The following is a 13945-nucleotide window of genomic DNA, read 5'->3' on the forward strand; positions in this document are numbered from 1 at the left end:
CATGCTGGGACCGATCATTCTCATCGTTATCTGCCTGACGCTGCTGGGGCTGTCGATCCGCCTGTTCCTGCAAGGTCTGCGCAAGACTGCAACGGAAAAAGTCCTCAATCGACTGGCCGCCGGGCAACCGCAACTGGCTGCCGAAAAACCTGTGTGGGTCGGACTGGAACGGATGTTTCTGCGTGCCGGACTGGGCCGCCCGACCGAGCGTTTCGGCCTGTGGCTGAGTCTGTGGGCGCTGGCGATGGCCCTGGGTTATTTTCTCGCCGACTGGGTCGGCCTGCTGCTAATGATCTTCGTACCGCCGCTCGCGCTGCGGCTGTACATCGCCGTGCTCTACCAGCGCCGGATCAAACGCATGATCGAGCAACTGCCGCAGTTGCTTGATCACACCGTGCGTAGCCTGAAGTCCGGGCGCACCCTGAGTGACGCGGTCATGGGCGGCATTGAGGCCAGCGAAGATCCGTTGAAAACAGCCATGGGTCGGGTCCAGCGCAACGTGCAATTGGGCGTGAATTTGCCGGATGCCGTCAGCGACTTTGCCGAACTGTATGAACAGGATGAACTGCGCATGTTCGCCCTCGGCCTGAAGGTCAATCATCGCTACGGCGGCAATGCCAGTGAACTGCTGGAGAACCTGATCAAACTGATCCGCGAACGCGACCAGGGTGCGCGGCAACTGCGCGCCCTCACCGGCGAAACGCGCATGACCGCGTGGGTGCTCGGCTCGTTGCCGTTGCTGCTGGTGAGTTACTTCATGCTGACCAATCCCGGCTACATGCTCGGGATGTGGAACGACGCGAGCGGGCAGCAAATGCTGATCAGCGCTGCCGTGTTGCAAGTGTTCGGCAGCCTGGCGCTGTGGCGCATGTTGAGGAGCGTCTGACATGGTCTGGCTCGCGGCACTGATGTTGCTGCTCGGCGCCTTGATGCTGGTGATCAATCACCTGCTGATGGAGCGGCGCCGGGTGCGTCAGATCAATCAGCGCCTGCAAGGACAACTGGTGCGCGAGAATCGCTTCGGCAACTGGTTGCGCGCACTGGGCAGCAGCAAATTCGGCCAGCGTTCGGTGAGCATCGACAGCGAAACCCAGACCCTGCTCAACCGCATCGGCTGGCGCCGGGCCAATGAACGCGCGCTTTTTGCGGCCTGCCAGATCGGCACGCCGCTGCTAACGTTGGGTTTGGCAATTTTTCTGCAAGAGGTGTTTTTCCCCCAGGCTGACAACCGCTGGATCGTGCCGATGCTCGCTACCGGCGGCGGTTATCTGCTGCCTAAACGCTTGCTGGCCTACGCGGCGGCACGCCGGCAGCAAACCATCGCCGTGGAGGTGTCGACGTTCATTCCGCTGCTGCGCATCCTTTTCGAATCCGGCATGGCCGTCGAACAAGCCCTGCGGGTACTCAGCATTGAAGCGCAAAAACTGCTGCCGGAACTGACCAGCGAACTGCGCCTGATTCTGGCCCGTGTCGACAGCGGCCTGGAACTTGGCCAGGAGTTGAACAAAGCCGCGGTGATGCTCGCCGTGGACGAATTCAGCGACACCTGCGTGATCCTGCAGCAACTGATTCAACAGGGCGGCGGCGCGATGAAATCGCTGCTGGCGCTCAAGCAACTGCTCGATGACCGACGCCTGACCCGCCTGCAGGAATACATCTCGAAAATGTCGGCGAAGATGTCTGTAGTGATGATGCTGTTTCTGTTTCCGGCACTGCTGATCGTCCTCGCCGGCCCCGGCTTCACTGCGATTGCCCGGGCGTTCGCAAACTGACCTTGCTCATGGAGAGCGTTTGATGAAAGTACTGATAGTCATGGCAAGTCTGTTGCTGCTCGGCGGTTGCGCCACCGACGGCCAGGCACCCTGGACAGCACTGCTGTCACCGAGCAGTTGCAGCAAAATGACTCAGGAGCAGGAACTGGCCCTGAACCTCGCCGACAACCTGGCCAACGACGGCAAGTTGCACGCCAGCCTGGCCAACCTGCAAAGCCTGCCGGACAACATCAGCGAAGTGCGCCTGCGCAAAGCCAAGGTCTATCGTCTGCTCGGCCGTAGCGAAGCCGAGCCGCTGTACCGCGGCCTGCTCGGCGGCTGCCTGACCGCCGAAGCCGAACACGGCCTCGGTCAGCTCTACGCTGCTCGCGGCGACAACGGCCAGGCCCAGGCCCACCTGCAACGCGCCGCCCGCCTGGCCCCCACCGACGAAAAAATCCGCAACGACCTGGGCGTGGTCTATCTCAATCAACTGCGCCTCAACGATGCGCGCTTCGAGTTCCTCACCGCCATCGAACTCAAGCAGAACAATCAATTGGCGACACTGAACATGGTCACCCTGCTGCTGTACCAGAACGACTGGCCACAAGCCGCCGAAATCGTCAGCCGCGCGAAACTGACCCCGCAACAATTCACCGAAGCCCAGCAACGCGCAGAAAAACTCAAAGCCCCGGTCAAGGCCAAACCCGCCACCAGCAATCAAGTGGCCGCCGTCGCTGACCCGTTGCCGCCATCGCTCAAATAAGGAGACAGCCATGCATCCCTTCAAAGGCCTGTGCTACCTGACCCTGCTCAGCCTGCCCCTCAGCGCCACCGCCATCGACGCCGGCCCCGCCTCGGCACAACAACAGGAAACCGAAGGCTGGCTGGTCCTGCAAAGCCGTAACAAAGCCGCCTCGCCAAAACCCCAAACGGCGACCGCGACCGAACGTGATCTGGCGATGCAGCGCTGGTTGAAGAAGTACAAATACGAGATTCCGGATTTTTATGATCCGGATGCGGGTGGGAAGATCGAGAGCAAGAATTAGTGAGGCGGTGACCTTGCGAGCGCTTTCGCGAGCAGGCTCGCTTCCACAGGTGGATTGCATTTCCAAATGTGGGAGCCAGCCTGCTGGCGATGAACGATGACGCAGTGTGCCTGCCGGATCAGGTCTGCGGATCCACCCGATCCAGTGCCCGGTTTACCGCCAGCTCGGCCAGCATGATGATCTGCTGAATCGCCAGCGCGGTATTGCGCTCCGGCCGACCCAACTGATCGGCAAAGTTACCCGCCAGCGTATTGGCCGAAGCCAGGGATTCGCAGGCATGGGCGAGCAGGCTTTCGGTATCGATTTTCGGATGGATGAGGAACATCGTGGTGGGTTGGTGGGGTTTCGCGGGTTCGGGGCAGAGGTAGAAATCGAGGGCGCGTTTGATGGCCTCGCGGTTCTTGACGAGGTCGTCGGCGCGGATAGCTTCTTCGAGTGGGGTCGTGGGTTCGGTGGGTGGGTCGGGGATCAGTTTGTCCATTGAAACAACTCCAAAGTCTTTGCCGCCACCCACTGCCATTCTCACGGGGCAAAAGGTGGCAGCTGTATGCGGGGTGAGAATACCGGTTATGGACACCCGGCCAGACCGAAGTCTGCCCGCACACAGCCGCCATGACACATTGCAGACAGCAGACAGCAGACAAGCTGGCGGCGATTATGCGTGCACAGAAACTGGATGACCATAAATTGCCGGGTTCTCACACCCGATCGCTGAGTGTTCAGCGACAGCCAGAGACTAGAGAGCGCACGTCCGACGGACAACCTGAAAACCGTGTGGGAAGGTTCCGGTTATCTGGCACAAATTTAAACAGCCAAAAGCCAACCCTCACCCTAACCCTCTCCCAGAGGGAGAGGGGACTGACCGAGGTGTTTGGGAGAGCTACGTCGACGTGAAAGACCGAGTCGAATTCAGATACTGAAAATCACCAGATCAGCTCCCTCACCCTCGGGAGAGGGCTGGGCGGGCGGTGTTCCGATGAGGGGCAAATCCACCACAAAACTAAAGCCGAACACCCGCTCTTCACCACTCAATAGGCCGAGTGTCAGCTCGCCTGCTTTTGATCTTGGAGCCCGTCGGCAGGCTGAGTAGAGGGATTGATCCGGGGGTAGGCGCGCAGCGCCGTTCGACGAAGTCGAACACATCGAAAGGAGGTGCAGCGAAGCAAACCGGAAGCGATGCCCCCGGATCGATCCCGGAGCGAAGGAACCCCGAGCCCCAGCGAGCGGGCCGAACGTCAGGGCGCAGACCTTTTGGTTACTTTTGGGGCGTTTGCCAAAAGTGACCCGCTGTAAGAGCGGAACCGTCAGCGGCAACCCCCGCAGCAACGGATATTCACCCAAAACCCCAAGAGCATGGTCGGCCCAAAGGCCGCCAAGTCAATGCGCCGTAACCCGCTGCCGCAAAGCAGAAGCACTAGGCGACAAAGCCAAAGCCAACTGCGTCCGATTATGCATATGCGTCAACCGCAACACCTGCGAAACATAAAGCTTCACCGTGTTCTCGGTAATCCCCAACTCACAGGCAATCTGATAATTGGTCTGCCCCTTGCCCACCAACCGCGCCACATCCAATTGCCGCGGCGACAACTGATTGAAAATCTCCGGCATCTCCTGAGCCTCAGCCTCGACAGGCTCACCGCCCAACACATCACGAACCACCGCCGAAGGACTACGCCGCACCTTGTCCAGATCCTGATAAAGGTCATCAATCGACTCAGACAGATACTGCAACTTCTGATTCAAATGCCCCAATTGCAGATTCTTCTGCCGCTCCTGCAGCGCCGCCTCCTGACGCCGCACCCCGTCGAGCAACTCATCCAGATCAATCGGCTTCTGATAATAATCGGCAATCCCGGCACGCAATGCCTTGATCACATCCTGCTTGTCGGCACGCCCAGTGAGCATGATCGCCTCGAACACCCGACGCTTGTCCGCCAAACGCTGCAACGCCTGAATCAGTTGAATGCCATCCATGTCCGGCATGTGCAGATCACTCAGCACCAGACCGATTTCCGCGTCCTCACTGAAACGCTCGATCGCCTGCAGACTGGATTCGCACGGCACACAGCGATAACCATTGCTTTCAAGAAACTCGCACAGCTCCTCCACGATCAACGGCTGATCGTCGACCACGAGGACTTTTACCGCAGACGTAAGCTTGTTCACGTGCTACTCCATGTCCCAGGCCAAAGCTGACCATTCCTGTACTGTCAGCCTTTGGCTGTATAACCAGTTCATTTGAAAGTAGACGTACTTTCCGACTATGTACATAGAACTAGTGGCGCTTGGCGACTAGTGGATCCAAAGCATAACGAGCACTGCACCGACCAGCACGAACGGTGCAAATGGCAGCTTTTTTGACATGCCTGGGGCCAGATATCGCAGACGTTCTCTAAGCCCTTGACTCATATGGAGCCAGACTCTTGGCGCCAGCAGCATCCAGATCAGGCTGGCGACGCCCGCACCGATAAATACGCCAAGAATAAACAGACCGTCCGTCGCAAGACCGAGGGCTGTCATTAATTTCACATCGCCGGCGCCCATACGGCCCATGAAAAAACCCGGCAGGGTCAGCGCCAGCGCGATCAGGCAGGCCCAACCGCCCTGCTCCGCCTCAGCGCCCAACCAAGTGTTGCCGGTCCACAACAGATAGATCAGCGCCAGCGCCGCCGCACCGAGCGTCAGCCCATTGGCAATGCGTCGCTGGCGGGCATCTTGCGCCGCGCACAGGCCCAGCCAGATCAGGAGGAGAAAACTGTACATCCGGTAAAAACCGTCCATTTTTGCGGAATGATTCTATGCTGAGACTACGCAGTGACAGTCAGGGTAGACGCACTCATGAAAACCGGCTTTCGCAAGTCGCAAAAAGGTGCGGTGGCGATTGAGTTCGCCTTGGTGTTCATCATCTTTTTCGCCGTGTTTTACGGCCTGGTCAGTTACAGCCTGCCCTTGGTGATGATGCAATCGTTCAATCAGGCCACGTCCGAAGCCGTGCGCCGCAGTGTCGCGGTCGATCCCAACACGCCCAACTATTCAACCGTGGTGATCAACACCGCGAATGCCACGCTGACCCAGCAATTGTCCTGGATTCCGCCGGTCTTCAACCTAGTGATCGGCGTTGATACCAACACCCAATACAGCGCGTCAGGCCTGCTGACGGTGCGCGTGGATTATCCGGTCAGCAAGTTGAATCAGGTCATGCCGTTTCTGGTGCTTCCGGTGGTTGGTACAGTGCCCAATCTGCCCACCTATCTGACCGCCAAATCGAGTCTGCAATTTTGACGTCGGGGGACAAGCTCTTCGGGCGCTTGCTCAAACGCACACCACCCGCCGCCCACGAGTTACCCGACCCACTCGGTTCACCCGCAACAGGCTTGCACCTGTACCTGAACGACGACGGTGACGTGCTGCAAATGGCCGGGCCGCTGCGGCATCTGCTGGCGCAGTTCAAACCTCAAGATCAACCCTTGCCACTCAGCACTTATCTGCTGCCCCACAGCACGCTGACCATCGAAGGTCGGCCGAGGGAGTGGCTGGGGCTCTTGCTGGATCTCGATTTTTTCGGTCTCGCCGAGCAAACCGTGCACCTGCGTGGCTGGGTACAGCCGCTGGGCGACGGCTGGCTGATGCAGTTGATCGACATCGCTGACTTGCTGCTTGAACGCCAACAATCGCGTCAGCGTGATGCCTGCCAATTGATCGCCGGGCAGGTCAGCGAACAGTTACGCGCCTGCAGCCAAGTGCGTTTGCCGGTGATCGTCAGCGAACAATTGCAAATGATCGCCCAGCGCTGGCATATCCCCTGTCTGGCGCTGGCCTTGCTCGATGATGAGCAACAGGGCTGGCAAATCCATCGCCAGTATCGCGCCCACGATGCGCCGGATCTGTGGCATGACGGGCAGCGCCTGGGCACGCCATTGGACAGCCTTAACGGTGCCGCGCCGCAACGCGTCGGCGCGCAGCATGGCCTCGATGAACATTCGCGGGTGCAGGCCCTGTTCGGCAGTGCCGAAGGTTTCGCGGTGCCGTACAGCGATGAGCGCGGTGTGGTGGCCTGGCTGCTCTGCGGTTTTTATCCCGTGGACAGCGTCGCGCCATACCTGAGCGAGCGCGACTGGATAACGCTGGCCGGCGCGCTGGCCGGGCCGTTGCTCGGCCGCCTGCGCGAACAGCAGCATCACTTGCAACTGGAGCGCATCGAAGCGTTGCAAACCCTGTTGGGTGCAGGCTGGTGGGAGATTTTGGCAGGCGACAAGCACATTCAACTGGCACCCGCGCTGGCGGCGGTCTTGGACGTGAACCCTGGCGGATTACCGCTGGAAGACTGGCTGACGCAAATCCATCCCGCCGACCGCGACGAGTTGCGCAGCCGTCTGCAAGCCTTGCAACAACACGGCGAAGCCCTGACGTTATCGGTACGCCTGCGCGGTGGTAATAACGAGCAGGCGCCCACGTGGTATCGCGTGCAGGGCCAAGTGATTGGCAACGGCACGCAACGGCGGTTGGTCGGTTTCATGCTCGACATCAGCGACATCCAGAACCAGCAACAACGGGCTGCCGCCGCGCATGCACGGCTGGACAACCTGATCGCCAGTTCGCCCGCGGTGATTTACGTCCAGCACTACCACGAAGGTGCACTGATCCCGGCGTTCTTCAGTGCCAGCCTGCAACCCTTGCTGGGGTGGAACCTTGAGGACTGCAGCGACGGCGCTCTGGTCGAGATGATCCATCCCGAGGATCGCGATGTGTATTTCGCCCGCAGCCGCCAGTTGCTGCGCGAAGGTTCGGTGCGCAGCCGTTATCGACTGCGCGACCGTCGCGGCGAGTATCACTGGTTGCTCGATGAAGCCCGTCTGCTACGCAATGACCTCGGCCTGCCGGTCGAAGCGGTCGGTTTGTGGCTAGACGTCACCGAGGCGACCCTGGCAGCCGAACAGGTGAAAAAGAGTGAAGAGCGCTATCGGATTCTGGTGGAAGACTCGCCGGCAATGATCTGTCGCTATCGCCCGGATCTGATTCTGACCTTTGGCAACCGGCCGTTGGCGAAGTATCTGGAATGCACGCCGGAGGAACTGCCAGGGGTCGATCTGGGCAGCTGGATGTCCGAGGAACAACGTACTGCGTTCGTCCAGCGTCTCGCTGCACTGACCGTGGAGCAACCGGTGAGCACCGCGGAAATCAGCCTGCAACTGCCCGGCAGAGAACATGCCTGGTGGGTGTGGTCCGATCGCGGCGTGTTCGATGAGCACGGCCAGTTGATCGAAGTGCAAGCGGTGGGCCGAGACAACACCGAGGTGCGCCGCTCGCAACAGCAACTCACACAAAGCGCGAAAATGGCCACCCTTGGCGAAATGGCCACCGGCCTCGCCCATGAAATCAATCAGCCGCTGAACGTGATGCGCATGGCCATCGTCAACGTGCTCAAGCGCCTGGGCAACGGCGATGTGCAGGTCGATTACCTGACCGACAAACTCAACCGCATCGATGCGCAGGTGCAGCGGGCAGCGAAAGTCGTCGATCACATGCGCGTATTCGGCCGACGTTCGGAGATTGAGCAGCAACTGTTCAACCCGGCCTCGGCCATCGAAGGCACGCTGTCGCTGCTGGCCGAAGGCATGCGCGGCAAAGGCGTGGACTTGCGCATCAGCGAGACCGCGTTCGAGGTTCAGGTGCGTGGCTACGTCGATCAGCTTGAACAAGTGTTGATCAACCTGATGGTCAATGCGCGCGACGCGTTGCTGAGCAAACGCGAGAAGGATTCATCTTTCAAACCGTGGATTTCGATCTATGCCGAACGCGATGAACAGTGCGTGCGCCTGTGGGTCGAGGACAACGGGGGCGGCATCGATCCGCGTTTGCTGGAGCGGATTTTCGAGCCGTTTTTCACCACCAAACCCATCGGCGTCGGCACCGGGCTGGGGCTGTCGGTGAGCTACGGCATCATCGACAACATGGGCGGCGAGTTGAGCGTGCGCAACTCGGTCGAGGGCGCGCGGTTCTGCATCGAGTTGCCGGTTGCCGTGGACGCCTAGATCACCAGATAGGCCTTGCCGGTCTGGCCGCAGGTCATGTTGGCACCGACGTCGACATCCATCAGGTTAATGCCCAGGCCTTTGAGCAGGTTGTTCAGCAGCGGGTCGAGCAACGGGCTGACCAGGTTGGTCACCACCGGCAGCAGTTTGCTGGTGACATCACTGATCAACGAGGCAACGCCGGTAACAACGGCCCCCAATGGATTGCTGCCCTGGGGTTTGTAGACGATTAGGTTGATCCCCGCGAGGGTGTTCGACAAGCTGCCGACGATGTTGTTGGTCGGTACGGCGGGCAGCACGCTCGGTAGCAATTTGAGGTTGGCCGGGGTGGCGAACGGTGTGCCGCTGGAGAACACCAGATCCTGGGTGTTTTGCGCGACGCTGGTGTCGAGCATGATCGCAATGCCGCCAGCGCCGTATTGAATATGGGTGGAGGGGTCGCAAGTTCCGATGCCCAGGATCTTGTGGCACGTGACGATTCCCAGGTCAACCAACGGTAATGGCGTGACAGTCGGTTCGGCGGCCGAGGAAAAGGCGTTGGCAGGGTCGATCTTGCCGAGTTTGAGGTCGGCAATGGATGTGATGGTGTGGGCAGTCAGGCTTTTCGTGCCTGTTGTCCCGGTTGGGCAGCTGTAATCGGTGACATAGCTTTTCGCGCCACCAGCATCCAGGCTGATGTCAATTTCGGGGGATGGCAATAGGAGTGGGTCGAGTTGCTGGCAACCGGCGCAGGCGACCGAACTCAGGACTGCTACCAGATTCAGACTCAGGACCGCATTGAGCGTCGGCGTCAGTCCCGCGACCAATCCCAACACCGCATTGGTCAGCCCCGTGACCCCGGACAGCACCGGCAGGCTCACCGACAACATCGTGCGCACCTGCGCCGTACGCACATAAATCCGGTCCGGCCCGGTCGGATTGACCTTGGCCCGCGCCGGATCGCCAATGGCGGAAAACTGCGGCGGCTCGATCACTTTCACCCGCACCGTGACATTCGCCAGCCCGAGCACGCTGATCGGCAACGTCGCCGCCACCGCACTCTTGCTGTTGGCCAGTTGCACCACGCCCTGAATCAGTTGCAGCAGTTGCAGATTGGCGTCCAGCCCTGCTGCCGTGGTCCCGGTCTGCAATTGCAGGATGTCACCCAGTTTGACCGGCGCCGCGTTGATCGCGGCCACCTGCAATTGGCCCAGCGCAGTGATCACCTGGGCGGTCGCACCATTGAGTTGCACCACCGTCGCGGCGGCCTGAATCAGTTGCGTCACCGTGGCCTGGGTATTGAGCAACTGCGTGTAGTTGCCGGCCGCGACGTTGAGATTGATCGCCAACTGATCAAGGTATTTCAGTAAGTTGATATCAGTGTTCAGCAGGCCGTCCCAGCCCAGTGCCGTGAGATTGACATTACCACCGAGCAGCCCGGAAAACAGCGGATTGAGGATGTTCGACTGGGCTGTATCGATGCTCGTCAGCGTGCTGCGAATATTCAGTTGGGCGACCGTTGGCTGCGGTTTGGCGGCAACCGCCGAGGCGTTCAGCGTGGTATTGAGACTGACCGGTGTGCCGCTGAACAAGGCCTGTACACCGCCGGCAAAACTGGTGACCACCGTGCGACCGGCGACGACTTTGACCGCAGCCATTTGCGTAGCATCCACGGCGAACGTGCGCAAACCGCTGGCGGCAGTCACCAGGGTGCCGCACGTGGTGGCGAGGGTGTTGCTGGCGTCGACAACGTAGCCGTTGCGCACGGCGCTTTGCCCGGCGTAACTGGCAGCGCTCAGGCCCGGCAGGCAATCGCCGCCACGACTGACGGCCTCGAGGGCGGCGTTGTCCACCACCCGCTGCAATTTGCGTTGCTCCATGTATAAGCGGCCGGTGTCGACCACCAACAGCAGCATCACCACCACCAGACTGAGGGTGGCTGCCGCCATCAAGCCAATCGCCCCGCGCTGCCGGGCCGGGCTGGTGAATCGCGAACGAGGCGACATGGCGCACTCCTTTGCCGCAAGCTCCATTGGTGCAACTGAGTGTAGACGCGCAATCCCCCGTAGGAGCTGCCGAAGGCTGCGATCTTTTGATCTTGGCCTCTAAAAAGCAAAATCAAATGATCGCAGCCTTCGGCAGCGCCTACAGGGGGTCGTCGCAGGGCCAAAAAAATGGGAGCTCAAGGGCTCCCGTTTTTCCTGAACAGATTCAGCGCGGTGGATAGTTGGCCAGAATCCGCCCGACCGTCTCGCGGATGGCATTGCTGCGATCCTGCGGATTCGGCCGGCTGGCGAGCATCTGCTCATCGCTGCCGCGCCACACCAGTTTGCCGTCCTTGCCGTCGAGCAGGTCGATCTGGATGGTCGCGACCTTGTAGGTGATGTTGCGCGTTTCGTTGTACATCGGTGCGCCCCAGTAACCATTCCACGGGCCACCCCAACCACCGCCGTAATTGGTCGTCACTTGTTGCTGACGATCTTCGACAATCAGATAGGTCTGCACACTCAAATCACCCTTGGCCCCCGCCGCCGCAGGACGCAAACCGCGCTGGTCGAGCTGATCGGCCACAGCCTGGCGGATGCGCTGTTCGGTCAGGTCGCTTTTGATTCGTGGATCATCGGGGCGATATTGCAGGGCGGGGTCTTTCCAGCTCCAGCTGCGATAGGCGGCAAAGTCGCGGCTGGCATCGAAGTCGTGGTTGACCTGGTTGGCGGCGCAGGCGCTGAGCAGCGCGGCCATGGCCAGTAGAGCGAGACGGCGGAACATGGTTTTTCTCCGGTTGAAGACATGAACCTGCGGCAGCTTCCCCGTTGGCAGAAAGCTAACTCGGAGGATACGCCGACATGGCCTTTTCCACAGCTTCGCGGATCGAATCGGTGCGATCGATTTCGCTGCCCTTGTTCGCGGTTTCGGCACTGGCACTCCAGACCGGTTGCCCGCTGCCGGCGTCGAACAGATTGACCTGCACTACCACGACCTGCTCCGAATACGTGCGCACGATCGGCACCGTGTTGTACATGCCGTAACCGCGGCCGTAGCGATCATAGCCGCCGTATCCGCCGCCGTAATAACCGTAGTCGTCCTGGACCTGCCGCAAACGCGTTTCCAGCCGCAGATCGGCGCTGACCAACAGGTCGGCCGGGCGGTTGTCGTGCAACGGTCGCAAACCGCGCTGATCGAGGGCATTGCTCACCGCTTCGGCCACTTGCGCCGAGTCCGCCCACGCCGTACCCGGCGGCAACTGCCCGTTGAGCCAGGCCCAACTGCGATAGCGTCCGTAGTCACGCGGTGGCGCCGGGTAAGCGCTACGGTCGAAGGTGGTGGCGGCTTGCGCTGGCGCCGGCGGCAGGGGCCGCGACTGCGCCACGTAGGGGTTGCTGCCCTGGCAGGCAGCCAACCCCAGACAGATCAGCAATAACCCGGATTGAGCTTTCATGTCGCGCTCCGATCAGATCGGCCGGCAGATCCAGTGCAAGTAGCGCCCAAGCCCGGCGAAGCTTGGGTGACGGCGGTGAGCGAGCTCCATCTCGAGCAAATCCGCGAGTTCGGCGCGGGCCTGGAATTCCACCGGCATGTAGTCGTGGAAAACCCGGATCCCGCTCTGGGTTTCGACCTGCCACAAGCCTTCGAGTTGCGTTGCCAATTCCCGCGGATCGAGGGGCTGTTGCGGGGTCAGGCTCTGCTTTTCCCCGGCCATGCTGTTCTTGCGCATTTTCTTGAAATGGCCTTTGAGCAGGTTGCGGTAGATCAGCGCGTCGCGATTGTAGAACGCCAGCGACAACCAGCCGTCGGGCTTGGTGAGTTGATGCAGCACCGGCAGGATCGCGTGAGGCTCGGCGAGCCATTCGAGCACGGCGTGGCAAATCACCAGATCGTAAGGTTCAGTGAGTTGCCCGAGCAGTTCCTGCCACGGCGCCTGGATGAATGTTGCGGTTTGCCCGGCGTCGGCGAAGCGCTGGCGCGCGCCGTCGAGCATCGGTGCGGCGGGCTCGGTGAAGGTTACGTCATGGCCGCGCTCGGCCAGCCACAGCGACATGTGGCCGAGGCCGCCGCCAATGTCGAGCACTCGCAACGGACGATCCGGCAGTGCCTCGATTAGGTCGGCCTGCAACACCGCGAGGCGAATCGCGCCTTTGGCACCGCCATAGATTTTTTCGGCGAACCGCGTCGCCAACTGATCGAAATGCCGGTCGCTCATCAGCTGAACCGCCGTTCGCTGTCGGCAAGCTTGGCGCGCACCACTTCATTCATGTCCAGGCCCAACTCGCTGCACAGCAGCAACAGATACAACACGATATCGCCGACTTCCTGCCCGGCGTGGGCGAGTTTGTCGGCGGGCAACTGGCGCGACTGGTCTTCAGTCAGCCACTGGAAGATTTCCACCAGTTCAGACATCTCAACGCTGGCGGCCATGGCGAGATTTTTCGGGCTGTGAAATTGCCGCCAGTCATTGCGGTCGCGAATGGCGTGCAGGCGTTCGGTCAGTTCAACAAGGTTCATCGGGCTCTCCTGAAGGCGTATAGCTTCGGGGGGATACCCACCAAAGGCAAGCGGCGCAGGTGATCTAATGTGGGAGCGAGCCTGCTCGCGAAAGCGGTGTGTCATTCAAACCCATCAGTTATCTGATCCACCGTATTCGCGAGCAGGCTCGCTCCCACACAGAATGGGTGCAAACCTTCTATCATGCAGGGAACTCGGCCACCCGCGTTGTGGCCCAAGGCTCAGCTCTTTCATCAGGATGCACACATGCAGGTAGAAAGCTTTTTCGAATGGCTCGGGCAGGCGCTCGGTTCGGTCATCCGGTTTATCGTCGATGGCCTCAGTGGCTTGTTCAACATTCTGAGCAATGCCGGTGGCAACTTTGTCGACGGGCTGGCCAAAACCCTGGGCATGGACACCTCGATCATCAGCATCATCGCCCTGATTGTCGGATTGATGCTGTTGTGGTCGGCGATTCGCGCGTTCATGAATGCGTCGATCATTGCCGGGATCATCTGGTTGTTGCTGGGGTTGTGGTTGCTTAGCTGGATTATTCATTAGCGCCACAAAACCTTGTAGGAGTGAGCCTGCTCGCGATAGCGGTGTGTCATTCGAAGCTGTTTTGACTGAACGGACGCTATCGCGAGCAGGC

The 13945-nt window shown here is 60.4% G+C and carries 15 protein-coding genes; 7 read left to right on the plus strand and 8 right to left on the minus strand.

What is annotated here, in order from left to right:
* Position 1: 1 nt before the first annotated feature.
* The 4 genes from CKW14_RS21395 to CKW14_RS21410 are packed head-to-tail and all read left to right on the plus strand — an operon-like array spanning position 2 to position 2800.
* Complete coding sequence (locus CKW14_RS21395) at positions 2–886, plus strand: type II secretion system F family protein (RefSeq protein WP_095047377.1); 885 nt, start codon at positions 2–4, stop codon at positions 884–886.
* 1 nt (position 887) lies between these two features.
* On the plus strand, positions 888–1772 hold the full coding sequence (locus CKW14_RS21400) for a type II secretion system F family protein (RefSeq protein ID WP_095126099.1): 885 nt from the start codon (positions 888–890) through the stop codon (positions 1770–1772).
* 22 nt (positions 1773–1794) lie between these two features.
* Entirely contained in the window at positions 1795–2517 is a 723-nt protein-coding gene (locus CKW14_RS21405; RefSeq protein ID WP_095047375.1) for a tetratricopeptide repeat protein, read from the plus strand.
* Positions 2518–2527: 10 nt separating this feature from the next.
* Positions 2528–2800, plus strand: a complete 273-nt coding sequence (locus CKW14_RS21410) for a DUF3613 domain-containing protein (protein ID WP_095047374.1) — start codon at positions 2528–2530, stop codon at positions 2798–2800.
* Between the two features lie 118 nt (positions 2801–2918).
* On the opposite strand, the gene CKW14_RS21415 is transcribed toward CKW14_RS21410, so the two are convergent.
* From CKW14_RS21415 to CKW14_RS21425, 3 genes are all read right to left on the minus strand, one after another.
* The gene (locus CKW14_RS21415) at positions 2919–3281 is read right to left on the minus strand and encodes a DUF6124 family protein (RefSeq protein ID WP_095126100.1); all 363 of its coding nucleotides are present in this window, start codon (positions 3279–3281) and stop codon (positions 2919–2921) included.
* An 896-nt stretch (positions 3282–4177) separates the two neighbouring features.
* Positions 4178–4966, minus strand: coding sequence for a response regulator transcription factor (locus CKW14_RS21420; protein ID WP_095126101.1), 789 nt, complete (start codon positions 4964–4966; stop codon positions 4178–4180).
* Between the two features lie 126 nt (positions 4967–5092).
* Positions 5093–5563 (minus strand): prepilin peptidase, encoded by a 471-nt coding sequence (locus tag CKW14_RS21425; RefSeq protein WP_176471323.1) that lies wholly within the window; start codon positions 5561–5563, stop codon positions 5093–5095.
* 75 nt (positions 5564–5638) lie between these two features.
* On the opposite strand from CKW14_RS21425, the gene CKW14_RS21430 reads away from it, so the two are divergent.
* Together CKW14_RS21430 and CKW14_RS21435 are read left to right on the plus strand one after the other, a co-directional pair.
* Positions 5639–6082: a TadE/TadG family type IV pilus assembly protein gene (locus CKW14_RS21430; protein WP_095047370.1), complete on the plus strand. Its 444-nt coding sequence runs from the start codon at positions 5639–5641 to the stop codon at positions 6080–6082.
* Complete coding sequence (locus CKW14_RS21435; RefSeq protein WP_095126103.1) at positions 6079–8832, plus strand: PAS domain-containing sensor histidine kinase; 2754 nt, start codon at positions 6079–6081, stop codon at positions 8830–8832. The genes CKW14_RS21430 and CKW14_RS21435 overlap by 4 nt, the downstream gene beginning before the upstream one ends.
* Here CKW14_RS21435 and CKW14_RS21440 read toward each other — a convergent pair.
* From CKW14_RS21440 to CKW14_RS21460, 5 genes are all read right to left on the minus strand, one after another.
* Positions 8829–10817, minus strand: coding sequence for a pilus assembly protein TadG-related protein (locus CKW14_RS21440; RefSeq protein WP_095126104.1), 1989 nt, complete (start codon positions 10815–10817; stop codon positions 8829–8831). The two genes, CKW14_RS21435 and CKW14_RS21440, sit on opposite strands and share 4 nt — an antisense overlap.
* Positions 10818–11022: 205 nt before the next feature.
* The gene (locus CKW14_RS21445) at positions 11023–11580 is read right to left on the minus strand and encodes a DUF4136 domain-containing protein (RefSeq protein WP_095047367.1); all 558 of its coding nucleotides are present in this window, start codon (positions 11578–11580) and stop codon (positions 11023–11025) included.
* A 55-nt stretch (positions 11581–11635) separates the two neighbouring features.
* Positions 11636–12250 carry a DUF4136 domain-containing protein gene (locus CKW14_RS21450; RefSeq protein WP_095047366.1) on the minus strand — a complete coding sequence of 205 codons (615 nt, stop codon included), beginning with the start codon at positions 12248–12250 and terminating at the stop codon, positions 11636–11638.
* A gap of 12 nt (positions 12251–12262) precedes the next feature.
* A complete protein-coding gene (locus CKW14_RS21455; protein WP_095047365.1) occupies positions 12263–13012 on the minus strand; it encodes a methyltransferase domain-containing protein in 750 nt (249 codons plus the stop codon).
* Positions 13012–13314, minus strand: a complete 303-nt coding sequence (locus CKW14_RS21460; RefSeq protein ID WP_007914625.1) for a MazG-like family protein — start codon at positions 13312–13314, stop codon at positions 13012–13014. Before CKW14_RS21460 ends, CKW14_RS21455 begins: the two co-directional genes overlap by 1 nt.
* Positions 13315–13560: 246 nt before the next feature.
* Between CKW14_RS21460 and CKW14_RS21465 the strand changes: the two genes are divergently transcribed.
* Positions 13561–13854: a hypothetical protein gene (locus CKW14_RS21465; protein ID WP_007914623.1), complete on the plus strand. Its 294-nt coding sequence runs from the start codon at positions 13561–13563 to the stop codon at positions 13852–13854.
* The last annotated feature ends 91 nt before the right edge of the window (positions 13855–13945 follow it).

Origin of the sequence: Pseudomonas sp. Irchel s3a12 (assembly GCF_900187485.1) — a bacterium.
Taxonomy (GTDB): domain Bacteria; phylum Pseudomonadota; class Gammaproteobacteria; order Pseudomonadales; family Pseudomonadaceae; genus Aquipseudomonas; species Aquipseudomonas neuropathica.

Coding starts and splice junctions, on each gene's coding strand:
- CKW14_RS21395 (WP_095047377.1), top strand. CDS start 2: ATGCTGGGACCGATCATTCTCATCGTTATCTGCCTGACGCTGCTGGGG.
- CKW14_RS21400 (WP_095126099.1), top strand. CDS start 888: ATGGTCTGGCTCGCGGCACTGATGTTGCTGCTCGGCGCCTTGATGCTG.
- CKW14_RS21405 (WP_095047375.1), top strand. CDS start 1,795: ATGAAAGTACTGATAGTCATGGCAAGTCTGTTGCTGCTCGGCGGTTGC.
- CKW14_RS21410 (WP_095047374.1), top strand. CDS start 2,528: ATGCATCCCTTCAAAGGCCTGTGCTACCTGACCCTGCTCAGCCTGCCC.
- CKW14_RS21415 (WP_095126100.1), bottom strand. CDS start 3,281: ATGGACAAACTGATCCCCGACCCACCCACCGAACCCACGACCCCACTC.
- CKW14_RS21425 (WP_176471323.1), bottom strand. CDS start 5,563: ATGTACAGTTTTCTCCTCCTGATCTGGCTGGGCCTGTGCGCGGCGCAA.
- CKW14_RS21430 (WP_095047370.1), top strand. CDS start 5,639: ATGAAAACCGGCTTTCGCAAGTCGCAAAAAGGTGCGGTGGCGATTGAG.
- CKW14_RS21440 (WP_095126104.1), bottom strand. CDS start 10,817: ATGTCGCCTCGTTCGCGATTCACCAGCCCGGCCCGGCAGCGCGGGGCG.
- CKW14_RS21445 (WP_095047367.1), bottom strand. CDS start 11,580: ATGTTCCGCCGTCTCGCTCTACTGGCCATGGCCGCGCTGCTCAGCGCC.
- CKW14_RS21450 (WP_095047366.1), bottom strand. CDS start 12,250: ATGAAAGCTCAATCCGGGTTATTGCTGATCTGTCTGGGGTTGGCTGCC.
- CKW14_RS21455 (WP_095047365.1), bottom strand. CDS start 13,012: ATGAGCGACCGGCATTTCGATCAGTTGGCGACGCGGTTCGCCGAAAAA.
- CKW14_RS21460 (WP_007914625.1), bottom strand. CDS start 13,314: ATGAACCTTGTTGAACTGACCGAACGCCTGCACGCCATTCGCGACCGC.
- CKW14_RS21465 (WP_007914623.1), top strand. CDS start 13,561: ATGCAGGTAGAAAGCTTTTTCGAATGGCTCGGGCAGGCGCTCGGTTCG.